Here is a 23,284-nt window from a genome sequence, read left to right as displayed (position 1 = left end):
CAAGTGTGATTGCGGCTTAATGGGTGCCCGGCATCTGCGCCACGCCCCAGATGTAGACGGCCAGAAACAGGAACAGCCAAACAACATCCACGAAGTGCCAATACCATGCGGCAGCTTCAAAACCGATGTGCTTTTCAGCGGTGAAGTGACCCTTCATCGCGCGCAACAAGCACACGAACAAGAAAATCGTGCCGATGATCACGTGCGCCCCGTGAAACCCAGTCGCCATGAAGAAAGCAGAGAAGAACGTGTCGTTGCCGAATTCCCAGCCTTTATAAAGCAGGTAGGAATATTCGTAGGCCTGCAGGCAGGTGAATGCGACACCCAGTACAACCGAAATGGCCAAACCGTTGATCACATCTTTGCGTTGACCGCCGTGCACAAGCGCGTGGTGCGCCCAGGTGACAGCACAACCCGAAAGCAGCAGGATCAACGTGTTGATCAGCGGGAGGTGGAACGCATCCACATGGTAGATTTCGGGGCGGACATATGTGGTGCCCACATATTCGCTCATCGGATAGATAGCGTCTTTGAAAAAGGCCCAGAACCAAGCGGCAAAGAACATGACCTCGGACATGATGAACAGGATAAATCCGTAGCGCAGACCGATACGCACGACAGGCGTGTGATCTCCGATCCGGCTTTCTGCTACGACGTCAGTCCACCAGCCGAACATGACATAGAGCACCGCGACGAACCCGGCCAGAAACAGGAACGGTGTGACATCGTGCATCCAAAGGACGGCACCAAACAACATTGCAAAACCGGCCATTGCGCCAAGCAAAGGCCACGTTGATGGCGATAGGATGTGATAGTCGTGATCTTTTGCGTGGGCCATGTGTCCCGTCCCTTAGTTCAGATTTGTATCGTTGGCCTGTTCCACAGCTGCATAGCCTTCGGGCAGGTCGATTTGGTAAAACGTATAGCTGAGTGTGATCGAGTGCACGTATTTTGCGTCCCGATCGGTGACAATTTCTGGATCGACGTAAAAAGTAACAGGCATCTGGACGCGTTCGCCCGGCGCCAGAACCTGCTCTTCAAAGCAGAAACAGTCGATTTTTGAAAAGAACCCGCCAGCCTCATACGGGGCCACGTTGTAGCTGGCTGAACCGGCAATGGGGCGGTCCGTGGGGTTGTAAGCCTCATAAAAGGCCAGCCCGGTCTCGCCAATCCGCAACTCCATCTCGCGCACGACAGGTTTGAACTCCCACGGCATGCTACGCTCAAGCGACGCGTCAAATCGCACCTTTATGGTTTGCTCAAGAATCTCATCGGTGGCAACTTCACTAACACCCGTGGTGCCGCCAAATCCAGTAACCCGGCAGAACCAGTCGTAAAACGGCACGGATGCCCAAGCAAGGCCGCCCATGAACACAACAAGGCTGAGGGTTTGGACAACCGTCTTTGCAGGACCAGACAAACGCATCACTGCCCTTCCTCGATCCGGGGCATCTCGAAATCGCCGCCAGTGATCTTCACAAAGGTCAGCGCAAGTATCAGCACCACGAAGGCGGCCAACATCAGCCCAACGCCGATATTGCGACCCTTGCGGCGCTGGTGGATTTCGTGCTCGGCTCGGATGCTCATGCCCAGATCCCCCATGCGGCGGGCAGCAATGCCTCAACCAGGATCGCACCGAAATGCAGGAACAGGTACCAAAGAGACAGGCGGAACACGGATTTCTCGACCTTGTAATCGTCCGCCTCTGCTTGCGCCTCGTCCCGGCGCCAGATGTCGTAGGCCCCTTTGAGGAACAGCGCGTTCAGTACAAGGGCCACAACCAGGTAAACGGGGCCACCGATGGACGTAAACGCGGTGCCGACCGCCAGAACAACCAGCGGAATGGTGTAAGCGAGGATATGTTTGCGGGTTGATTTGCGCCCGTGGGTCACCGTCAGCATCGGCACGCCAGCGTCGTCGTAGTCAGACTTCATGAACAATGCCAGCGCCCAGAAATGGGGCGGAGTCCACATAAAGATCAGAGCAAACATCAGCCATGGCTCAAGCGACATGGACCCTGTTGCGATCACCCAACCGATCACGGGTGGGAACGCGCCCGCCGCGCCACCAATCACGATGTTTTGCGGCGTCAGGCGTTTGAGCCACATCGAATAGATCACGACGTAGAAAAAGATGGTGAAGGCCAACAGCGCAGCGGCCAGCAGGTTCGCACTGAGCGCCAGCATCATTACCGACATGCCGGAGAGGGCAAAGCCAAAAACCTTTGCTTCATCCGGAGTGACTTTGCCCGCCGGAATTGGACGTTTAGACGTGCGGCGCATCACGCCGTCAATGTCCGCATCCCACCACATGTTCAGCGCACCGGATGCCCCTGCCCCGATGGCCACGAACAAAATAGAAGCGACTGCAATGACAGGATGCACCTGCACGGGTGCCGCCAACAGACCGACAACGGCCGTAAAGACCACCAACTGCATCACGCGGGGCTTCAACAGGGCGAAATAGTCACCCAAAGATGCCTCGACCTCTTGCGGCTGGGATTGGTAGCTTATGTCGGTCATCGGCACCCTTGCGGTTCAGCAGCGATGTAGGGCGGAGAAAACCCCCGCCTTACGCGTTTAGTTGGAAGCGACAGTCAACGCCTTTGGGGTGCCTGCAAATTCTGCCTTTGCGTCGGCCAGCCATGCGGCGTAGGCCTCTTCGCTCACCACTTTGACGGTGATTGGCATGTAGGCGTGGGCGATACCGCACAGCTCGGAACACTGCCCGAAATAGATGCCTTCCTTTTCCGCCTCAAACCACAGCTCGGCGAGACGGCCAGGCACGGCGTCCTGCTTCACACCAAAGGCCGGGATGGTCCAGGCGTGGATCACGTCTGCTCCGGTCACTTGTACAACGATGGTTTTTCCGACTGGGATGACCATAGCGTTGTCCGTGGCGAGCAGGAAATCCTCGCGGGCATAGCCAGCTTCAACCAGTGCAGCTTCGGTTTCGGGCGTCAGGGAGTTGTCCCCGCCTGTGGCCGGTGCACCGATCATGTAGGCGTCAAAGCCAAAGCCTTCGTCTACATACTCATAGCCCCAGAACCACTGGTATCCGGTCGCCTTGATTGTGATGTCCGCCTCAGGAATCTCTTGCTGATGGAACAGCGTGGGCAAGGAAAACGCGCCGATGAACACAAGAATCACAATTGGAATAGTGGTCCATGCAATCTCAATGGGTGTGTGGTGGGTAAAGGTCGCAGCCTCAGGGTTGCGCTTGCGGCTGTAGCGGATAACCACCCAAGCCAACAAAGCCGTGACGAAAAGTGTAATCGCCGTAATAATGACCAGGATCATACCATCCAGCCATTGCAGGCGGCGCGCCACTTCGGTGGCAGCAGGCTGAAAGCCCATGGCGCCGTCCACTGGGCGGCCAATCACTTCGAGCCCGTCCTGGGCCCAAGCGGGGGCAGCGGCCATAGCGGCACACAAGCCCGATATCGAGAAAAGCTTTTTCATGTCGTCGTCCTGATCTTTTTGGAGCGATCTTTGGGATGCCGAGAGGGCGAATACGCGCACCGCACCTTCCCCCCGTTGTATTGATGACACTTACAATCATATCTGTGTCACAAGATAAAGACTTAAGGGGCGCGTCAAACGGACGCTTGCAGGGTTTCTTTCCCACCCCAAACTGCGCAGGAGCATGCCATGACAGACGCCCCATTCGCCCCTCTGGACACAGAAGTGGACCGTGACACAGCTCTGGATGTGCTGCGCGCCGCCACAAAAGGGGCCGATGATGGCGAGTTGTTCTTTGAACAACGCCGCTCCGAAGCACTGGTTTATGACGACGGACGCTTGAAAACGGCCAGCTATGATGCCGCCAAGGGGTTTGGCCTGCGGGCCGTCCGGGGTGAGGTCGCGGGCTACGCCCATTCGACTGAGATCAGCGAATCTGCTTTGCGCCGTGCTGCAGATACGGCGCGTCTGGCTGTTGGTGACGGTGGCGGTACGATGGCAGATGCCCCGCAGGCGACCAATCGTCATCTCTATACCGCAGACGATCCCATCGCCGGGGCGACCTTTCCAGTCAAGCTTGAAACCCTGAAGGAGGTCGATGCCTACCTGCGCGACCTTGATTCGCGTGTTGTTCAGGTGTCCGCATCGCTGGCTGCGTCGCTGCAAGAGATCGAAATCTTGCGTGCAGATGGCCACACTGTGCGCGATGCGCGCCCGATGAGCCGTCTCAACATCTCGGTCATTGTTGAGACCAACGGCCGCCGCGAAAGTGGCAGTGCGGGTGGCGGCGGGCGGGTCGGCCTTGACGGTCTGATCGATCGCGCCGACTGGCAGGCCAAAGCACGCGAAGCGCTGCGCGTCGCCTTGGTCAACCTCGATGCGGTCCCTGCCCCTGCTGGTGTGATGGATGTGGTCTTGGGCCCCGGCTGGCCCGGTATCCTGTTGCACGAGGCCATCGGGCATGGGCTTGAGGGGGATTTTAACCGCAAGGGCACCTCGGCCTTTGCAGGATTGATGGGTCAGCAGATTGCAGCGCCCGGCGTGACCGTTCTTGACGACGGCACGATTCCCGACCGACGCGGGTCGATCACTGTGGATGACGAAGGCACACCTTCGGCCAAGAACGTGTTGATCGAAGATGGTGCACTGGTCGGCTATATGCAGGATCGACAGAACGCGCGCCTGATGGGCGTGCCTGCCACAGGCAACGGGCGCCGCCAAAGTTATGCCCACGCGCCCATGCCGCGCATGACCAATACCTATATGCTGGGCGGTGATGTCGCCCCCGGTGACATCGTGGCCGACCTGAAGGACGGCATTTACGCTGTCGGGTTTGGCGGCGGACAGGTGGACATCACGAACGGCAAGTTCGTCTTTTCCTGCACCGAAGCCTACCGCGTTGAAAACGGAGTGGTGGGTGCGCCTGTCAAAGGGGCCACGCTGATCGGGGACGGGGCAACCGCGCTGAAACAGATCCGCGCGATCGGGAACGACATGGCGCTTGATCCCGGCATGGGCAATTGCGGCAAGGCCGGACAGTGGGTGCCTGTTGGGGTCGGCCAGCCGACTTTGATGATTGGTGGACTGACGGTGGGTGGTTCGGCCGCCTGAGATTCGCCGTAACTCGCGGGCCTTGCGGCGCAGGTCACCACATCCTGCCTGTTCGCCTCGCCATTTTGGGGGAAGACAAAGGGCGGACCCCGTTCTTTCCCTGCTCCGCCAAGCGCTGTCTTGGCGCGAAATAATTTAACAAAGTCAATACGCTACATGTTTTTCATTCATTGAACGGGTTCCCTTCACCCCTTGTTAACCTTGCAGAACCTATAAGACTTACAGCAACGGACGGAGCCAAGGATGACTGAAAAGGATACCCATCCTTCTTCCACTCACCCCCCACTCCCACCTACCTCGGAAGATGACCAGTTCTCGTGTCTTCGTCTGTTGCGCTCTCGCCGGGTTGGCATATCGACGTATCAACGTTTGCTGATTGAACACGGCACCGCGCAAAACGCGCTGGCCGCGCTGCCTGAGGTGGCGCGCGCCGCGGGCGTTGCGAAATACACCGTTTGTCCCGAAGGTGTGATACATGCCGAGCTGAAAGCAGGCCGTGCCGCAGGCGCGCATCTGATCGCGCAAGGCAGCCCAGACTATCCCGAGATGTTGAACGATTTACGAGATGCCCCACCCTTTCTATGGGTCATCGGCGATGTCCGCTCACTTAACAAACCCACCATCGCAATGGTGGGCGCGCGCAACGCCTCGTCTTTGGGCACTCGGATGGCACGCGGTTTGGCCGGTGATCTGGGGGCTGCGGGATATGTCGTTGTGTCCGGACTTGCCCGCGGCATTGATGCGGCCGCGCATCTGGCGACACTCGCCACCGGTACCGTCGCCGTGCAAGCCGGTGGAGTGGATACGATTTACCCCGCTGAAAACGCCGAACTGGCGCACAACATCGCCTTGAAGGGAGCGCGGATCAGCGAACAGCCGATGGGCCTGCAACCCATGGCGCGTCATTTTCCGGCGCGCAATCGCCTGATATCTGGGCTTGCCCAAGCCACTGTTGTGGTCGAGGCGGCGGCAAAATCCGGCAGCCTGATCACGGCGCGCGACGCTCTTGATCTGGGGCGTGACGTGCTGGCCGTACCGGGCAACCCGCTGGATGCACGCGCATCCGGTTGCAACATGCTGATCCGGGACGGGGCCACTTTGGTGCGGGACGCCGCCGATGTTCTTGAGGCTCTAGCCCCCATCGCCCCGCTCACGCCCCAGTTGCCATTGCAACCACCCGCCGAACGCCCCCAAGATACCCGCACATTGCAGGAAACCGCCACACTCCACAGTCAGATCCTGTCGCGCCTCGGCCCCTCTCCTCTGGCCGAAGATCAGCTGATCCGGGACATTGGTGCACCCCCCTCCAGTGTTACCCCGGCACTGGTCGAATTGGAGCTGGATGGCAGCATCAATCGCGCCCCCGGTGGCCTTCTGTCTCGCGCCATTTAGATGAACGAAACGCTCATCGATTGACATTCCACACTTGCACCCCACATCTTGCGCGGCCATAGAGCACGCAGTTTTTCCCGTCCGAGGTAGATCCGTTTAATGCCCGTCGTCGTTGTCGAATCCCCAGCTAAAGCCAAGACAATCAACAAGTATCTGGGGGACGACTATACGGTTCTCGCCAGTTATGGCCACGTGCGTGACCTGCCTCCCAAGGACGGATCAGTTGATCCTGACAACGGATTCGAGATGTTGTGGGAGGTCGCCAGCGACTCCAAAAAGCACATGAAGGCAATTGCCGACGCCCTCAAAGACGACAACGCCCTGATCCTCGCAACCGACCCCGACCGCGAAGGTGAAGCGATCAGCTGGCACCTCCAAGAGGCGCTAACCAAGCGCAAGTCGATCAAGAAAGACACGCCGGTCAGCCGCGTAACGTTCAACGCCATCACGAAGGCCGCAGTGACCGAAGCCATGGCCAATGCGCGCCAAGTCGACATGCCGCTGGTTGAAGCCTACCTTGCTCGCCGCGCGCTCGACTACCTTGTAGGCTTTAACCTGAGCCCCGTGTTGTGGCGCAAGTTGCCCGGCGCCAAATCTGCGGGCCGTGTCCAGTCTGTCTGTCTGCGCATCCTCACCGAGCGTGAGATGGAAATCGAAGCGTTCCGCAACCGCGAATATTGGTCGGTCAAGGCTGTGCTGGCGAGTTCACGTGGACAGGAATACGAAGCGCGGCTCACAAGCCTTGCAGGCAAAAAGCTCGACCGCTTTGATCTCGAAAACCAAACACAGGCTGAGATGGCGGTGCAAGCCATCACCTCCCGCGCGCTTAAAATCCAATCAGTCGAGGCCAAACCGGCCTCCCGCAACCCCTCCGCCCCCTTCATGACCTCGACCCTGCAACAAGAGGCCAGCCGCAAGTTCGGCATGGGTGCACGGGCCGCGATGAGCACAGCCCAGCGGCTGTATGAGGCGGGCTACATTACTTATATGCGAACCGACGGTATCGACATGGCGCCAGAGGCCGTGACGATGGCGCGCGATGCGATCAAGGATCGTTACGGTGCCGACTATGTTCCAGACAAACCCCGCATCTACAAAAACAAGGCCAAGAACGCTCAGGAAGCCCACGAATGCATCCGCCCCACCGACATGGCCAAGGATGCCGACGCGCTGAACATCATGGATGCGGACCAACGCAAACTCTATGATCTGATCTGGAAGCGCACCCTCGCCTGTCAAATGGAAGGGGCGCGTCTTGAACGCACCACGGTCGAAATCGGCAGCGACGACGGCCAGGTTGGCCTGCGTGCCACGGGTCAGGTTATTCTCTTTGATGGCTTTCTGCGCGTCTACGAAGAGGGGCGCGATGACGAGGTCGTAGATGATGACGACAAGCGCTTGCCGCAACTGAGTCAAGGCGAAGCTGCAGACAAGCGTGGCGTCACCCCCGAACAGCATTTCACCCAGCCCCCGCCCCGCTATACCGAGGCGACCTTGGTGAAACGCATGGAAGAGTTGGGCATCGGCCGCCCATCCACCTATGCCAGCATCGTGACCACCATTCAGGACCGCGGCTATGTGCGCAAAGACCGCAATCGCCTGATCCCCGAGGACAAGGGGCGTTTGGTGATCGCCTTCCTCGAAAACTACTTCCGCCGCTACGTGGGCTACGACTTTACCGCTGACCTAGAAGAACAGCTGGACGACGTCAGCGCAGGCGATCGCGACTATAAAGATGTGTTGGGCCGCTTCTGGACCGATTTCAGTGCGGCGATTGCTGAAACGTCCGAATTGCGCATCACCGAGGTGCTCGAAAAGATTAACGACGTGCTGGAACCTCACCTGTTCCCGCCCATGGAAGACGGCAGCGATCCGCGCCTTTGCCCCAATTGCGGCGCTGGACGGCTTAGCATGCGCACCGCACGTTCTGGCGGGGCCTTCATCGGTTGCTCCAACTATCCAGAATGCCGTTATACCCGCCCGTTTGGTCCACCAGACCCCGAAGCAGAAGCCAGCGCCATTCCCCCAGAGGGCAAGTTGCTGGGCGAAGACGCCGGCGACGAAATCCGCGTGTTCAAGGGCCGCTTTGGACCCTACGTCCAGCGTGGGCCTGTGACTGAAGAGAACAAAAAACCTCCTCGCCAGTCCATTCCCAAAGACTGGGCACCAGAAGAGCTGGAGTTGGAGCGGGCCGTGATGCTCCTGTCCCTGCCCCGTGAAATCGGGCCCCACCCAGAGGATGGTGTGATGGTCTGGGCCAATATCGGGCGCTATGGGCCTTACATCAAACACGCCGAAAGCACGTCAGATCGCGGGGGCACCAATGCCAACCTCGAAGGCATCGACGAGGTCTGGACCGTGGGTATGAACCGAGCAGTGCAACTGCTGGCCGAAAAACTGGCCAGCCGTGGCGGGCGCGGCGCGGCCGCCAAACCTCTGCACGAACTTGGCGAACACCCCGACGAAGGGGGACCGGTATCTGTGATGAAGGGCAAGTACGGGCCCTACGTCAAATGGGGTAAGGTGAACGCCACCATTCCCAAGGGAACCGAGCCCGAAGACGTCACAATGGACATGGCTGTGCAGCTGATTTCCGAAAAAGCGCCTGCCAAGAAAAAGACCACAAAAAAGAAGCCAGCGGCCAAAAAAAAGGCACCCAGTAAGAAACGGGTGGCCAAAAAAGCGTCTTGAATTATGGCCCTTCTTGCGACGCTGCGGTATGGAACAGCACACACGCAGATTGCGTTGACTTTGCATAGGGGCGGCGGCAATCTTTTGCGGCGCGAACGTCATGCTCTGACAAGAGGGCTTTGAGGGGACACAGATGAAAAAGATTTATGGTTCGGCGGCGGATGCCCTCGAAGGTGTGCTGTTTGACGGCATGTTTATTGCTGCCGGCGGGTTTGGCCTGTGCGGCATACCCGAACTGCTGCTGGATGCGATCAAGGATGCTGGCACCAAAGACCTGACCTTTGCGTCGAACAATGCGGGGGTCGATGATTTTGGGATCGGCATCCTGCTTCAGACCCGCCAGGTCAAAAAGATGATCTCGTCCTATGTGGGCGAGAATGCCGAATTCATGCGCCAGTACCTGTCAGGCGAGTTGGAACTGGAATTTAACCCCCAAGGCACACTGGCCGAGCGGATGCGTGCAGCAGGCTGCGGAATCCCGGGGTTCTATACCAAGACGGGCGTCGGCACCGTCATCGCGGATGGCAAAGAACACAAGGACTTCCCGACTGGCCCCGACGGCGCTCCGGAAACTTATATTATGGAAACCGGTCTGTTTGCCGATCTTGCCATCGTCAAGGCATGGAAAGCGGATGCAACCGGCAACCTCGTGTTCCGCAAGACAGCGCGCAACTTTAACCCGCCTGCCGCAATGTGCGGCAAAATATGCGTGGCAGAGGTGGAAGAGATTGTACCGACAGGATCACTTGATCCAGATACGATCCACCTGCCCGGTATCTATGTGCACCGCGTGATCCAAGGCGAACACGAAAAACGCATTGAACAACGCACCACTCGCGCAGCCTAAGTTAGAAGAGCGGGGCCATGCCAGATATCACAAATCACCTTCTCCATCAGAGCTCCGGTGTTGCAGGCAATTTCATCACAATAGACGTGCCCTCGGGCGCGACACTTCTCGACGGATAAAGGAAAACACATGCCTTGGGATCGCAACCAAATGGCGGCGCGTGCGGCGCAGGAACTCGAAGACGGCTGGTACGTCAATCTGGGGATCGGCATTCCGACGCTGGTGTCCAACTACATTCCCGAAGGGATTGAGGTCACACTGCAATCTGAAAACGGTATGCTGGGCATGGGCCCCTTTCCGATCGAAGGAGATGAGGACGCAGACCTGATCAACGCGGGCAAGCAGACCATCACTGAACTGCCCCAGACCGCCTATTTCGACAGCGCGCAAAGCTTTGGCATGATCCGCGGTGGCAAAATCGCGATGGCGATCCTTGGCGCCATGGAAGTGGCTGAGAACGGCGATCTTGCCAACTGGATGATCCCCGGCAAGCTGGTCAAAGGCATGGGTGGTGCAATGGACCTCGTCGCAGGCGTGGGTCGTGTGGTGGTTGTAATGGACCACACCAACAAGCATGGCGACAGCAAAGTGCTGCGCGAATGCACCCTGCCGCTGACGGGCAAGGCCGTGGTGGATCGCATCATCACCAATCTCGGCGTCCTTGACGTTGTCGAGGGAGGCTTGCGCATCGTTGAAACCGCCGAAGGCGTGAGTGAAGAAGAACTGCGAGCAGCGACCCAAGCCACACTGGTCTGAGTACCAACGTTCGACATTCAGCGCGAAGGCGGCGATGCAAATGGCCGTCCTTTCCTGATCCACTTGGGGTCAGAGCCGGAATTCCCATACTCTATATTGTCGCCGCAGCGCCGAATATCCGATCACACGGGTGTGCAAGATGCGCTGCGCGCCACTGGCGCTGAGCTTGCTCTGGTGGAACGGATGGTTTCAGTTGCGCGGGCTGAAGAATGGACAATCGTGCCGCTTTGTTCGTTTGTGAACAGCCAGTGACGCAAGCATCTCGAATGGAGAGACCTGTTTAACGTCTGGCTTGGGACGTTTTCGGAATTCGAAGTCCAGATCGCAATACCCTTAGGTTTTCCGCCCTCGTCAGTTCATCGCGGCAAACACGCAACCATCCGTGACAAGAACAGGGGGCGTGATGCACAAGCCGCGTGCCAATTGAAACGTTGCCAGCACCTTAGGTACATAATCGCGCGTCTCGGAATACGGGGGCACGCCTTGATGTTTGCGCACAGCGCCCTCACCTGCATTATATCCGGCCAGTACCAGCACCGGGTCGCGATCAAAATGCCCCATGAGCCAATCCAGATATTTGACACCGCCCTCAATGTTCTGGGCTGGCTCAAAACTGTCACCCACTCCAAAACGATCGGCAGTGGCTGGCATCAACTGCATCAACCCTTCTGCCCCTGCCCCGCTCTTGGCATCCGGTTTGCCGCCTGATTCCACCATCATCACGGCCAGAACAAGCGCTGGGGACACTTCTGTTCCTATGGTTGCCTTAAGGATGTCTATGCCCTGCGCCTGTGCCAGCGCCTGTATCTGTTGCAAACGTGGCACCGGCACAGGGGCCTCTGCGCGTGCAAGGGCACGCATCGCCAAATCCAGACGCCCTGGACCGGAGTCCGCCATATCAGGGGATATATCCTCCCAGAACCAGTCAAAGCGGGACAAGCGTGGCTTTGCGTCAGGTTGCTTGGGTTCCGGTTTCGGGACAGCCGCTGCGGCCACTTCGGCCGGATCAATCTGAATCGTAATCCGCTTTTTCGTCCCGGCGCTGGGGGGTTTGACCCGTTTGGCTGAGAATTGCTTGAATGCAGGGGGTTCGTCAGCGCCAACAGGGTAAACGCAAAGGCTTGCAGCCAAAAAGGCCGCGCAAATCACAGATCTTATCATACTGGTTCGCCTCAAGGGTTCGGTTCTTCGACCGTATTGACGCCAATATCGCAAAAAACCCGCACTCAAACCAGCTTTGTCCACGTCAAATATGGCCAGTTTGCCTTATTTGCCACGCCCATTTGGTAAATCAAACATCAACAAACTCTTTTGTTAGAAAAAAACTCATACAATTCAGCGCACTAACAAAAATCTTACAACTTTATTCTAGCAGACGTGAAATGCTCAATATGCCGCCAAATTCGTGCCCCAATCCAACGTCTATATAACGGCATACCAAGTCGGACAGAGCCAATGAGAGAGAGCGGCTCACAAAGGACGGCGAGGTTAATGTAAATCTACTGATCCTTTGGAGGGACACTACAATGATGAACTTTATCAAAAACTTCCGTAAAGACGAAGACGGCGCCGTAACAGTTGACTGGGTTGTTCTGACAGCCGCTGTTGTTGGCCTGGCCGTTGCAGCTTACACGTCGATCGAAACTGGCGCGGCTGAGCTGACAGCTGACACCGACACATTCCTGCAGGCTCAAGACCCTAACTAAGTTGGTCTGACCTGACGGTTATTCTTACACGGGGGGCCGCGACCGTTTCCGGACGCGGCCCCTTTGTGCACTCTGCCACTAGTGTTATGCGTTTGAAAGGTGTCCAGTTATGACCCGATTTATGAAGAAATTTTCCCGCGAAGAAGCTGGCGCAGTCACCGTCGACTGGGTTGTACTGACTGCAGCAGTTGTCGCGTTGGCGGCAGGTATTGTGGCGGTACTCATTGATGGCTCCGCCGGAGTATCAGCTGGTACAGAAGCCTTTATGACCGACTTTGAATTCTAAAATCGTCGCAAAGACTGCCGGACGCCGACGAGCCTCATGCAGTTCATTGAAGACAACCTTGGGGCGTCGCACTTTGCCACCCCGCTGCAGCATACATTTTTTGCGAATTCCCCCGTGCACAGCTCGGGGTTTTTTGTCCTTTGCGAAGGGACATTGCAAAACGCCACATCGACACCCTGCCCTTTCCCGAAAAATGCCACATTCTGGCGCCACTGTTTCTTCTAAGAGGTTCTCTCCGTTCCGGAGATCGTGGACCCAATCATGAGGTAGCAAAAATGCGAATGGTTTTCGGATTGGTCTTGTTGGCCGGGATCGCCCTTGCGGGTGGTGCTGTATACATGGCCAAAAATTACATCGGACAATATCAGACCGCACTGGCCAAAGAACGGGCCCAACGCGAGAAAATTGTCCCAACGATTCCCGTTTATGTCGCGGACCGCCCCCTGAAATATGGTGAAGCGCTCACGATGGAAGACGTGCGCACCGTGGATTGGCCCGAAAATGCAATTCCCGAAGGCGCCTTTACCGAAGACAACCCGATCTTTGCCGAAGGTGTGACAGCAGCCCGCGTGGTGCTGCGCACAATGGAAAAAGACGAAGCTGTCCTCGAAGTCAAAGTCACGCAGCCGGGCGAAGAGGCTGGGCTGACGTCCCGACTGGAACGCGGCATGCGCGCGTTTGCGATCAAAGTGGACGTGGCTTCCGGTGTATCCGGCTTTTTGCGTCCTGGTGACCGAGTCGATGTTTACTGGACCGGCCGGGTTGATCAGGCGCTCAGCGCGGACCGCGGTGAAGTGACCAAGTTGATCGAACCGGGCGTCAAGCTGATCGCAATCGACCAAAACGCAGCTGGTGATCTAGATGGGGCCATCATTGCACAAACTGTTACTGTTGCTATTGCGCCCGCTCAGGTAGCCAAACTGGCGCAGGCTCAGTCGAGCGGCCGCCTGTCTCTGTCGCTTGTGGGTGCCGAAGATGACACAGTTGCAGGCGCGATCGAAGTCGACCAGCGCTCGCTTCTGGGCATCGCTACGCAGGAAGTAAAGGCAGAGGTGGCCAAGGAAAAGAGCTGCACAATCCGCACGCGGCGCGGCGCTGATGTGGTCGAAATCCCGATCCCCTGTACAAACTGATCTCTAAAAATCAACAACTTAAAGGGGTGCCTCCACTGGAGGCGCCCCTTTTGTTTGTGTGGCCTGTTGCCAGTTATCCACATAAACGCCCGGCTTGAACCCATTGATTCTTGCAATAAAAAGCAAACTGCCGCATGGTGCCTCCAATAAGCGGGCAAACGACCCGTTATACACGCGGGCAATAAGACCCGACACCGAGGCGTGATCAAAAAGGCAGGTCACATGTACATTGACGGAATTTTCAAAGCGACCCTTCTTGGGTTGTCTCTTGCGATCAGCCCGATGGCGATTTCTGCAGCACAAGCAGAAAACCTTCGCGTTTTGCGCACAGAAACCGAAGCAACGCTGAATGTCCCGATGAACCGGGCCGTTGTCGTCGAAAGCGAAGAACCTTTCGCCGAACTCAGCATTGCCAACCCGGCCATTGCGGATATCTCCTCGCTCAGCGACCGCACTATATATGTGTTGGGGAAAACGCCGGGTCTGACCACGCTAACCCTTCTTGATGCGAACGGCCGTCTGATCACGAACGTGAACGTTCGGGTCGCAGCGGACATTTCAGAATTCAAAGAACGGCTGCGCCAGATCCTTCCTGGTGAAAAGATCGAAGTACGCACCGCAAATGACGGCATCGTGTTGTCCGGAGTGGTATCGTCCACTGCACGCCTTCAACGCGCGCTTGATCTGGCCGAACGTTACGCCGAAGGCCGCGTTTCCAACCTGATGAGCGTCGGTGGCGTACAGCAGGTGATGCTCAAAGTGCGCTTTGCAGAGATGAACCGCTCTGTTTCCAAGTCGCTCAGCTCCTCTTGGGCCATAGGTGGTACAGCATCTGGTGGTGATGTCGGCATTTCTGGCGGCAGCGGCACCAATGTCGGTGCTCTTGGAACGGCCAACGCTCTTGGTGGCAATACCCCACTCTCAAATGATAACGCGGGTGCCATCCTGTTTGGCTGGAATTGGGGCAGCACTCAAATCGGGCTTCTGATCGAAGCGCTCGAAGCAAAAGGTGTTGTGCGCACTCTCGCAGAGCCCAATCTGGTGGCTTTGTCCGGGCAAGAGGCCAAATTCCTTGCGGGTGGCGAATATCCCGTCCCCGTCAGCCAAGATAACGGTGTGATCACCATCGAATTCAAACCTTTCGGGATCGAATTGAACTTTATCCCTCGGGTTGTGGACGGCGATCTGATCAACCTCGAACTTGAAGCGGCGGTATCAGCCATCGATCCCACAAACGGGTTTGAGGTTGACGGGTTTGAAATCGACGCCTTCTCACGCCGCGAAACATCGACCACGGTCGAGATGCGTGACGGCGAAAGCTTTGCAATTGCTGGACTTTTGGAAGACAACTTTGTCGACAACTCCACTCAGCTGCCCTGGATTGGCGATGTTCCGATCCTTGGCACACTGTTCCGCTCTGCAGATTACCAGCGCAACCAGACTGAACTTGTGATTATCATCACGGCGCATCTGGTGTCCCCTGTCCGGGGCGACATTCTGGCGCTGCCCACCGATCGCATCAAACCCCCCAGCGAAGCTGACTTGTTCCTTTATGGCCGCACGGCCGCCGGATCACGCGTCCCCAAAACAGGTGCCGCAGGCGAGGTTGCCAAACAGGACTTCTCTGGCTCATATGGCTACGTGTTAGATTAAGGACAGGGCGCTATGAAACCGATCATCACTGTCGCATTGACAAGCAGTCTGGCGTTATCGGCATGCGGCGCGTCTCAAGACCCGGTCTACACACAGTTCTATCGTGAAGCCGGATCATTGGTCGACACCGGCCAATTTGGGAACGCCACTGCCAGCAACACACTGATCATGACTGGCGAAGAGGGCTATACATTCGATCTGGCCAATCGTTTCGCATCCGAAGTGATCACAACGGTGAACTTTTCGTTCAACTCATCTCAGTTGGACAGCGGGGCGCAAGACGCGCTGCGCCAACAGGCCAACTGGATCCGTCAGTTCCCTGAGGTTCGCTTCAAGGTCTTCGGCCACACAGACTCAGTCGGTTCTGCAGGCTATAACAAGCGGTTAGGCCTTGCTCGGGCAAACGCAGTCGTTCGTTTTCTCACCACTCAGGGCATTGATCGTTCGCGGCTCGAGGCTGTCGCCTCCTTCGGTGAAACGCAGCCACTGATCGTGACGCAAGGGCGCGAACGGCGCAATCGCCGTACAGTGACCGAAGTGTCGGGTTTCGTGAAATCCAATCCTTCTGTTTTGGACGGCAAGTACGCCCAGATCATCTATCGCGATTATATCAAGTCGGCCGAGGCACCGAGCCAGCTGAGCGGTATCACTGGAGCCGATTTGCGCACCGAACAGTAAGACCTCTACCCTTTTGTATTCAACTTAGGCGCGCAGACAATCCTTGTCTGCGCGCCTTATCGTTCCAAGAAACCAAACAATTGGAGTTTTTTAGCCCAAATCTCGCCTGAATTGACTGCGACAACAGCCTCCTAAGAACACCTATGTCCAATGAAAATTGGGCTCAGGAGCATCAGTCAGTCGGGCGCAACACCGCTTGACCCAGACTTTTGTTTCGTAATTGAAGGACACGTGGGCAATGAGCAGTGTTATGCCGCAACCAGAGACAGCGCCAATTGTGGCCTGTACCATCAGCCGAGATGTACAGAACTTCGATCTGCTGATCGAAGATATGGAACAGGCTCTAGGCGAAGCGTGGGGCGATCTGGGATTTGCCGAGGCGCTGGCCTTTTTCAACCAGCCCGAAGCCGAAGCGATGGAGTTCGTCGCGCTGGCCCTCGATGATGCAGATGAAGACAACCTTGTCCTGATGGGCGAGATCATCAGCCACGCAAAAGCCCGCGACATAAAAGTCATCCTGATTGCAGAGGACGTCACACCCGCCTCGCTGCACCAGTTGTTGCGCAACGGCGCGGACGAGTTTGTCCCCTATCCCCTGCCCGAGGGGGAATTGCACATGGCAATCGAACGTTTGCGCGCGCCTCTTGCACAAATTCCCGTCGAAACGGATCGCACAGCGCAACTAAAAACCGGTGTCAACAAAGAGGGCGCTGTCTTTGTCGCCCACGGCGTCGCCGGTGGCACAGGATCAACCACGCTTGCGGTGAACCTTGCGTGGGAACTGGCCCTGCTCAATCCAAATGAGACACCCAATGTGTGTCTGTTGGACTTTGATCTCCAGTTTGGCTCTGCATCAACCTTTCTGGACCTGCCCCGCCGCGAGGCTGTGTTCGAAATGCTGTCGGACACCGAAGCCATGGACGAAGAAATCTTTGGCCAGTCGCTTCTGACTTTTGAGGAAAAGCTGCAAGTTCTCACAGCACCCGCAGACATGATTCCTTTGGATCTGATCACGCCCGACGACATTACCCGCGTGATCGACATGGCGCGTGCACACTTTGATTATGTCGTGATCGACATGCCATCGACTCTTGTGCAATGGACCGAAACGGTTCTGTCCTCGGCGCACCTCTATTTCGTTACGCTCGAACTTGATTTGCGCTCGGCTCAGAACACGCTGCGTTTCAAACGCGCGCTGCAGTCCGAAGAACTGCCAATCGAAAAGCTGCGCTATGTGCTCAACCGCGCGCCCAAGTTCACCGATTTGGGTGGCAAGGCGCGGGTCAAGCGTCTGTCCGAAAGCCTCGACATCGCTGTCGAAGTGCAACTGCCGGAGGGCGGCAAGCCGATCACGCAAAGCGCGGATCACGGCCTGCCTTTGGCCTCTTCAGCCGCCAAGAATCCACTGCGCCGCGAGATCGCCAAGCTGGCCGCGTCCATCCATGAATTGAGTGATGATCACGTCCAGGCGGCGTGATCAGCTAAACCGGGGGTTTCTCGATGTTTTCGAAATACAAAAAAGACGCACCAGCCAAGGCCGCTGCACCCGCCCCAAAAGTGGAAGAAGTGCCAAAGGCCGACACATCTAGTAAGATTGCGCGCAAAGCCAATGCGAGTGTTGCCGCCGTTGTTCCCATGGACAAAGAGCGCAAGAAAAAAGAGCGGATGGGCGAGATCAAACTCGAACTGCACCGCGTCCTGCTGGACAACCTCAATCTCTCGGCGCTTGAATCAGCGACCGAGAACGACCTGCGTCAGGAAATTCAGGCGATCTCCAGCGAATTTCTTCAGGAAAAGAACATTATCCTGAACCGTGAGGACCGGCAGGTTCTTAACCAGGAACTGTTTGACGAAGTGATGGGCCTTGGCCCCCTCGAAACTCTGCTCAAGGACGAGACGGTCAACGATATTCTGGTCAACGGCCCCCAGCAGATTTTTGTGGAACGCGCGGGCAAGCTGGAACTGACCGACATTACGTTCAAAGACGAACGCCACCTGCTGCGCATCATCGACAAGATCGTGTCCGCCGTGGGGCGCCGTGTTGATGAATCCAACCCTTATGTTGACGCCCGTTTGCAAGACGGTTCACGTTTTAACGCGATGGTGCCCCCCATCGCGGTGGATGGCTCACTCGTCTCCATTCGTAAGTTCAAAAAGGACAAGCTGGGGATCGACGATCTGGTCAACTTTGGCGCCTTTACCGAAGAAATGGCCGCCTATCTTCAGGCGGCTGTGGCCACGCGCCTCAATGTCATCGTCTCGGGCGGTACCGGTTCAGGTAAAACGACAACGCTCAACGCGCTGTCTTCGTTCATCGACAACAACGAACGCATCCTGACAATCGAGGATACGGCCGAACTCCAGCTGCAACAGACCCATGTGGGCCGAATGGAAAGCCGCCCGCCAAACGTCGAAGGCAAAGGCGAGGTTTCCCCGCGCGACTGTTTGAAAAACGCGCTACGGATGCGTCCCGACCGCATTATCGTGGGTGAGACGCGTGGCGAAGAAGTCATTGACATGCTCCAGGCCATGAACACGGGTCACGACGGTTCTATGACCACAATCCACGCCAACTCGGCGCGCGATGGTGTGTCCCGTTTGGAGAATATGATCGCGATGGCAGGCATCGAAATGCCGCTCAAAGCGGTTCGCTCGCAAATCTCGTCCGCTGTGAACCTGATCGTGCAGGCCTCGCGTCTGCAAGACGGCTCGCGGCGCATGACATCCATCACCGAGATTACGGGCATGGAAGGCGACGTGATCTCCATGCAGGAAGTGTTCCGCTTCCAACGTGTCGGCCTCACACCCGACAACAAAATCATTGGTCATTTCACCGCCACCGGCGTGCGTTCGCACTACTCCGAACGCTTCCGTATGTGGGGATATGACCTGCCCGCCAGCATCTACGAACCCATCGCGGCAGAATAAGGGACCCGAGCAAAATGAGCGCAGAACCAATTATCTACGGGTTAATCTTTATCGGCGTGCTGGTGCTCGTCGAAGGAATCTATCTTGTTGCTTTTGGCAAATCCATCAGCCTGAACAACCGGGTCAACCGCCGCCTCGAAATGCTGAACAAGTCAGGCGGGCGGCGCGAAGAAGTGCTGGATCAGCTGCGCAAGGAAATGCAGCAGCACATGGGTGCACGTTCCATCCCGCTTTATTCCCTGCTGGCGGACAAGGCGCAAAAGGCGGCAATCGCCTTTACCCCAAAACAGCTGATCATGATCATGGGTGGCCTCAGTGCTGTGGCCTTTATCGGCCTCTCTGTGGGCACCGAAACCGAACCACCCGTACGCATTCTGATGTCCGTGGGCATCGGCATCGGGGCCGTGTTCTTTTGGGTGTCCTCCAAAGCAAACAAGCGGATGTCCATGATCGAGGAACAACTGCCGGACGCGGTGGAACTTATGGTGCGCTCCCTGCGCGTCGGCCACCCGTTCAGTTCTGCCATTCAGATCGTTGCCAAAGAGGTGCAAGACCCTCTGGCCTCGGAATTTGGCGTGATCGCAGACGAATCCGCATTTGGGCGTGACGTTGGCGAAGCGCTCAAGGCGATGGCGGAACGGCTCGACATGCAGGATTTGCGCTTTCTCGCCGTTGCCGTGACGATCCAGCAGCAATCGGGTGGTAACCTTGCTGAGATCTTGATGGGTCTGGCCAAGGTGATCCGCGCCCGCTTTCGACTGTTCCGCCGGGTCAAGGCGATCACCGCCGAGGCCAAGTGGTCCGGCAAATTCCTGTCCGCCTTCCCGCTTGTGGCACTGGTCGTGATCAACATCGGCGACCCGCATTACTATGACGAAGTACGCGACCACCCATGGTTTATCCCGGCCTGTTTCGTCGTCGGCATCTTCTTGTGCATCAACCTTGTGGTGATGCGCGTCCTGACCAACATCAAAGTTTAAGGAACCAGTATCATGGACGCAGTGCTGCAACCCATTAACGACATTCTCGGGCCCCTCGGGCCGATCATCATCGTCGGTGTGCTTGGTGTGATGATGATAGTGATCGTCCTCGTGATGATGATGCGTCAACCCGAGGACCCGCTGGCCAAACTCAAGAAAAACACCCATGCCAAGAATACTGGCAGTCAAAAAGAACGCCTGCGCCAGGGTGCGCGCAACGAACAGCTTGAACGCTTCTCCAAATTCCTCGAACCCGAGGACGTGGCAGAACTTTCCAAGCGCCAGTTGATGCTGCGTCAGGCGGGGTACCAGTCTCGTGACTCGGTCCGCATGTTCCACGCGGCCCAGTTTATCCTGGGTGTGCTCGGTCTGATCGCCGGGGTGATCTACACCAACTTTGTGGTCGGTACAGACAACATGACCACTCAAAAAATCATCATGTGGACAGTCGGCCCCGGCGGCGCTGGATATTACCTGCCGCAATACTGGATCACCCGTCGGGTCGAAGCCCGCAAAGAACAGATCACTCAAGGTTTCCCGGATGCGCTCGACATGATGTTGGTCTGTGTTGAGGCCGGTCAGTCGCTTGATCAGGCGATCACGCGGATTGCCGGAGAATTGCAAGCCTCGTTCCCGGCTTTGGCGGACGAATTTCAGGTCGTCAGCTACGAAATGAAAGCGGGCAAGGACAAGGTTAATGTTCTCAATGACATGGGCGAACGCTGCGGGGTGCAGGATGTGGCCTCCTTCGTGACCGTTCTCGTGCAATCGGCCAGCTTTGGTACCTCCATCGCCGAAGCCTTGCGCGTCTTTGCCAGTGAAATGCGCGACAAGCGCGTAATGCGCGCCGAAGAGGCGGCCAACAAGCTGCCAACCAAGATGACGCTCGCTACGATGATGCTGACGGTTCCGCCGCTTCTGATCATCCTTGTGGGCCCATCCGTGCACGGCATCACACAACTTGGGAATATGAGCAACTGATCCCACCGCGCCACTAGGCAGAGCGCCAATTCATGATAAAAGGATCGCATCGCGCGGGGTCAGCCCCCGGGCGATGCAGTCGTATAAAAAGGTCGCAAAGGCCACAAAATGTCAGGCATCCGGGCTCTGCCCGCCCTCTTGATCGCTCTTATTCTTGCCGCCTGTGAGCCGGCAAGCATCGACGTGTCTCAATCCGGCCCCTTCGCTCCGGGCGTTGATCGCAAGGCAGAAGCCGTCAGCGGGGTTGAGGTCGGCCACCGTCTCATTGCCGCTGGAGAGTTCGAGCTGGCCATCAAAGCCTTCAATCGGGCCGCGCTGGACAAGGGCGGATTTGATGGTGAAATCCTCTCCGGACTGGGCACCGCAAACCTTGGGCTTGGGCGGCTGGGACAGGCCGAAACCCTGCTACGGCGCGCCACCACCGAATTCGATCCCTTCCCTGAGGACCTGAACAACCTTGGCGTTGTACTGATGGAACAGGGCAAAAACGCCGAAGCGGTGCTGGTTCTGAAAAAGGCGTTTGCACTGGATGACGGAGAAAGCACACTCATCAGGGATAATTTACGCACAGCACTCGCAAAAACAGAAAATCCTGATAGTCTGGAAGCCAATGAGAGCCAGTATAATCTGGTCCGACGCGGCAGAAGTGACTTTCTAATACAATCTGCCGATTGAGTTTGAGGTGCGCCACTAAGGCGCGTGGGATGCGACCGGGCAAAAAAGCACGGCGTGAACGAGCAGGAAAAAGGACGCAACCATGCGCCACCCCGTATTTTTGGCTGTCTCCGTGGCAGGGGCATTGGCCCTGTCCGCGTGTGAACAGAAAACCGCTGACGAGACCGTTGAACGCGCCTTTCAGGACGTGAATGTCGTCGACGAAAACGGTTTGAACGATGTGATGTTGACGGTCGCCGACCCGAATGAGGCGGTGACGTACTTCCAACGCACAGCATCGCAAACCCCTGACCGGATCGAAATCCAACGTGGCCTGGCCTCTAGCCTCGTGCGCGCCAAACGCTACAACGAAGCGGTGCCGGTTTATGCCCGTGTGGTCGATCTGGAAGGTGCGACCAATGAAGACCGCGTCGACTATGCGGACACGCTCTTGCGCGCAGGCGATTGGGCACGGGCGGAACAGGAGCTCGACAAGGTGCCACCTACGTTCGAGACCTTCAAACGTTACCGCCTGGAGGCGCTGATCGCCGATAGTAACGAGGAATGGAAAAAGGCCGACAGCTTTTACGAAATTGCCACAGGCCTCACCACTCGGCCCTCCGGCGTTTTGAACAACTGGGGCTATTCCAAACTGACGCGTGGCGATTATGCGGATGCAGAACGCCTGTTCACCGATGCGGTTCGCCAGGACCCCAAGCTGTTTACGGCCAAGAACAACCTCGTCCTCGCGCGTGGCGCGCAACGTAACTATGCTCTGCCTGTTATCCCGATGGACCAGAAAGAACGTGCGCAATTGCTGCACACCATGGGTTTGACGGCTGTGAAACAAGGTGATGTGCAGACCGGAAAATCACTGCTACGTGATGCCATCGAAACGCATCCCCAACACTTCGAAGCCGCTGTCAGGTCCCTGAGCGCGCTCGAAAACAACGGGTGATCTGATGTCACTGCCCGCGCTGGTGGCGTGGTGGGTCCTGCCCTTTGTGCTGCCGCTGTGCCTCTACGTGGCCTACACTGACCTTTCGCGGATGAAGATCACCAACCCCACGGTGATTGCCATTGCGTCGGTCTTTGTGGTGTTAGGCCCGTTCCTCTACCCCTTTGACGCCTATCTGTGTCAACTGGCACAGCTTGCGATCGTGCTGCTGGTCGGTATCGTGCTGAACGCTGCTGGCGTCATGGGCGCTGGGGACGCAAAATTTCTTGCCGCCGCCGCGCCCTATGTTGCGTTGCCTGATCTTCGCCTGCTGATGGCGCTCTTTGCTGCTGTTCTGCTTGCGGCCTACGCCGTGCACCGGATCGCCAAGGTCACGCCTTTGCACAAAATGGCCCCCACATGGGACAGTTGGCACACAACAGGACGCAAGTTTCCCATGGGTTTTGCCCTTGGCCCCACCCTTGCGCTTTATCTGTGTCTTGCGGCAGTGCACGGGTCTTGACGGTATATCGCCACAATTTGGTCTGAAACGCGGGCTAATCTTTGGCGAAACAAACAGCCCACAGGCC

Annotated in this window: 24 protein-coding genes; 18 read left to right on the top strand and 6 right to left on the bottom strand. The window is 57.2% G+C overall.

The features are described from left to right. Window positions 1–16: 16 nt before the first annotated feature. From DHN60_RS15540 to coxB, 5 genes are read right to left on the bottom strand one after another with little or no spacing between them, the layout of a single operon-like run. Window positions 17–838 carry a cytochrome c oxidase subunit 3 gene (locus DHN60_RS15540; protein ID WP_108838247.1) on the bottom strand — a complete coding sequence of 274 codons (822 nt, stop codon included), beginning with the start codon at window positions 836–838 and terminating at the stop codon, window positions 17–19. Window positions 839–850: 12 nt separating this feature from the next. Next, on the bottom strand, window positions 851–1,426 hold the full coding sequence (locus DHN60_RS15535) for a cytochrome c oxidase assembly protein (protein WP_108838246.1): 576 nt from the start codon (window positions 1,424–1,426) through the stop codon (window positions 851–853). Then, window positions 1,426–1,587: a cytochrome C oxidase assembly protein gene (locus tag DHN60_RS15530; protein ID WP_108838320.1), complete on the bottom strand. Its 162-nt coding sequence runs from the start codon at window positions 1,585–1,587 to the stop codon at window positions 1,426–1,428. Before DHN60_RS15530 ends, DHN60_RS15535 begins: the two co-directional genes overlap by 1 nt. Next, a complete protein-coding gene (locus DHN60_RS15525; RefSeq protein WP_108838245.1) occupies window positions 1,584–2,522 on the bottom strand; it encodes a heme o synthase in 939 nt (312 codons plus the stop codon). The genes DHN60_RS15530 and DHN60_RS15525 overlap by 4 nt, the downstream gene beginning before the upstream one ends. Window positions 2,523–2,579: 57 nt before the next feature. Then, window positions 2,580–3,461 carry a cytochrome c oxidase subunit II gene (coxB, locus tag DHN60_RS15520; protein ID WP_108838319.1) on the bottom strand — a complete coding sequence of 294 codons (882 nt, stop codon included), beginning with the start codon at window positions 3,459–3,461 and terminating at the stop codon, window positions 2,580–2,582. A 189-nt stretch (window positions 3,462–3,650) separates the two neighbouring features. Here coxB and tldD point away from each other — a divergent pair, with 189 nt between their 5' ends. From tldD to DHN60_RS22685, 6 genes are all read left to right on the top strand, one after another. Further along, on the top strand, window positions 3,651–5,072 hold the full coding sequence (gene tldD, locus DHN60_RS15515; RefSeq protein ID WP_108838244.1) for a metalloprotease TldD: 1,422 nt from the start codon (window positions 3,651–3,653) through the stop codon (window positions 5,070–5,072). A 243-nt stretch (window positions 5,073–5,315) separates the two neighbouring features. Beyond that, window positions 5,316–6,464, top strand: coding sequence for a DNA-processing protein DprA (dprA, locus tag DHN60_RS15510; RefSeq protein ID WP_108838243.1), 1,149 nt, complete (start codon window positions 5,316–5,318; stop codon window positions 6,462–6,464). A gap of 99 nt (window positions 6,465–6,563) precedes the next feature. Next, window positions 6,564–9,155, top strand: coding sequence for a type I DNA topoisomerase (gene topA, locus DHN60_RS15505; RefSeq protein ID WP_108838242.1), 2,592 nt, complete (start codon window positions 6,564–6,566; stop codon window positions 9,153–9,155). Between the two features lie 133 nt (window positions 9,156–9,288). After that, complete coding sequence (locus DHN60_RS15500) at window positions 9,289–10,002, top strand: CoA transferase subunit A (protein ID WP_108838241.1); 714 nt, start codon at window positions 9,289–9,291, stop codon at window positions 10,000–10,002. A 129-nt stretch (window positions 10,003–10,131) separates the two neighbouring features. Then, a complete protein-coding gene (locus DHN60_RS15495; RefSeq protein WP_108838240.1) occupies window positions 10,132–10,758 on the top strand; it encodes a 3-oxoacid CoA-transferase subunit B in 627 nt (208 codons plus the stop codon). A 63-nt stretch (window positions 10,759–10,821) separates the two neighbouring features. Next, the gene (locus DHN60_RS22685) at window positions 10,822–11,010 is read left to right on the top strand and encodes a GNAT family N-acetyltransferase (protein ID WP_306416011.1); all 189 of its coding nucleotides are present in this window, start codon (window positions 10,822–10,824) and stop codon (window positions 11,008–11,010) included. Window positions 11,011–11,109: 99 nt separating this feature from the next. Here the strand turns inward: DHN60_RS22685 and DHN60_RS15485 are convergent, their stop codons facing one another. Beyond that, on the bottom strand, window positions 11,110–11,919 hold the full coding sequence (locus tag DHN60_RS15485; RefSeq protein ID WP_108838238.1) for a lytic transglycosylase domain-containing protein: 810 nt from the start codon (window positions 11,917–11,919) through the stop codon (window positions 11,110–11,112). 365 nt (window positions 11,920–12,284) lie between these two features. Here DHN60_RS15485 and DHN60_RS15480 point away from each other — a divergent pair, with 365 nt between their 5' ends. The 12 genes from DHN60_RS15480 to DHN60_RS15425 all read left to right on the top strand — a co-directional run bounded on the left by DHN60_RS15480 (window position 12,285) and on the right by DHN60_RS15425 (window position 23,217). Further along, entirely contained in the window at window positions 12,285–12,464 is a 180-nt protein-coding gene (locus tag DHN60_RS15480) for a Flp family type IVb pilin (protein WP_108838237.1), read from the top strand. A gap of 109 nt (window positions 12,465–12,573) precedes the next feature. Continuing rightward, entirely contained in the window at window positions 12,574–12,750 is a 177-nt protein-coding gene (locus tag DHN60_RS22530) for a hypothetical protein (protein WP_199913689.1), read from the top strand. Window positions 12,751–13,025: 275 nt separating this feature from the next. Further along, window positions 13,026–13,883: a Flp pilus assembly protein CpaB gene (gene cpaB, locus DHN60_RS15470; protein ID WP_108838235.1), complete on the top strand. Its 858-nt coding sequence runs from the start codon at window positions 13,026–13,028 to the stop codon at window positions 13,881–13,883. 222 nt (window positions 13,884–14,105) lie between these two features. Beyond that, window positions 14,106–15,536: a type II and III secretion system protein family protein gene (locus DHN60_RS15465; RefSeq protein ID WP_108838318.1), complete on the top strand. Its 1,431-nt coding sequence runs from the start codon at window positions 14,106–14,108 to the stop codon at window positions 15,534–15,536. A gap of 12 nt (window positions 15,537–15,548) precedes the next feature. After that, the gene (locus DHN60_RS15460) at window positions 15,549–16,214 is read left to right on the top strand and encodes an OmpA family protein (RefSeq protein WP_108838234.1); all 666 of its coding nucleotides are present in this window, start codon (window positions 15,549–15,551) and stop codon (window positions 16,212–16,214) included. A 238-nt stretch (window positions 16,215–16,452) separates the two neighbouring features. Then, on the top strand, window positions 16,453–17,691 hold the full coding sequence (locus DHN60_RS15455; protein WP_108838233.1) for an AAA family ATPase: 1,239 nt from the start codon (window positions 16,453–16,455) through the stop codon (window positions 17,689–17,691). A 23-nt stretch (window positions 17,692–17,714) separates the two neighbouring features. Continuing rightward, the gene (locus DHN60_RS15450) at window positions 17,715–19,142 is read left to right on the top strand and encodes a CpaF family protein (protein WP_108838232.1); all 1,428 of its coding nucleotides are present in this window, start codon (window positions 17,715–17,717) and stop codon (window positions 19,140–19,142) included. Window positions 19,143–19,156: 14 nt separating this feature from the next. Further along, entirely contained in the window at window positions 19,157–20,122 is a 966-nt protein-coding gene (locus tag DHN60_RS15445) for a type II secretion system F family protein (RefSeq protein ID WP_108838231.1), read from the top strand. A gap of 12 nt (window positions 20,123–20,134) precedes the next feature. Continuing rightward, the gene (locus tag DHN60_RS15440; RefSeq protein ID WP_108838230.1) at window positions 20,135–21,103 is read left to right on the top strand and encodes a type II secretion system F family protein; all 969 of its coding nucleotides are present in this window, start codon (window positions 20,135–20,137) and stop codon (window positions 21,101–21,103) included. A 108-nt stretch (window positions 21,104–21,211) separates the two neighbouring features. After that, the gene (locus tag DHN60_RS15435) at window positions 21,212–21,778 is read left to right on the top strand and encodes a tetratricopeptide repeat protein (protein ID WP_108838229.1); all 567 of its coding nucleotides are present in this window, start codon (window positions 21,212–21,214) and stop codon (window positions 21,776–21,778) included. Window positions 21,779–21,860: 82 nt separating this feature from the next. Then, a complete protein-coding gene (locus DHN60_RS15430) occupies window positions 21,861–22,715 on the top strand; it encodes a lipopolysaccharide assembly protein LapB (protein ID WP_108838228.1) in 855 nt (284 codons plus the stop codon). Window positions 22,716–22,719: 4 nt separating this feature from the next. Next, complete coding sequence (locus tag DHN60_RS15425) at window positions 22,720–23,217, top strand: prepilin peptidase (protein ID WP_108838227.1); 498 nt, start codon at window positions 22,720–22,722, stop codon at window positions 23,215–23,217. Window positions 23,218–23,284 lie beyond the last annotated feature (67 nt).

Source organism: Tateyamaria sp. Alg231-49 (assembly GCF_900143535.1).
In the GTDB taxonomy this organism is placed as follows: domain Bacteria; phylum Pseudomonadota; class Alphaproteobacteria; order Rhodobacterales; family Rhodobacteraceae; genus Tateyamaria.
Note: the sequence above shows the minus strand (reverse complement) of the source record. Positions and strands in the feature narration are given on the sequence as shown.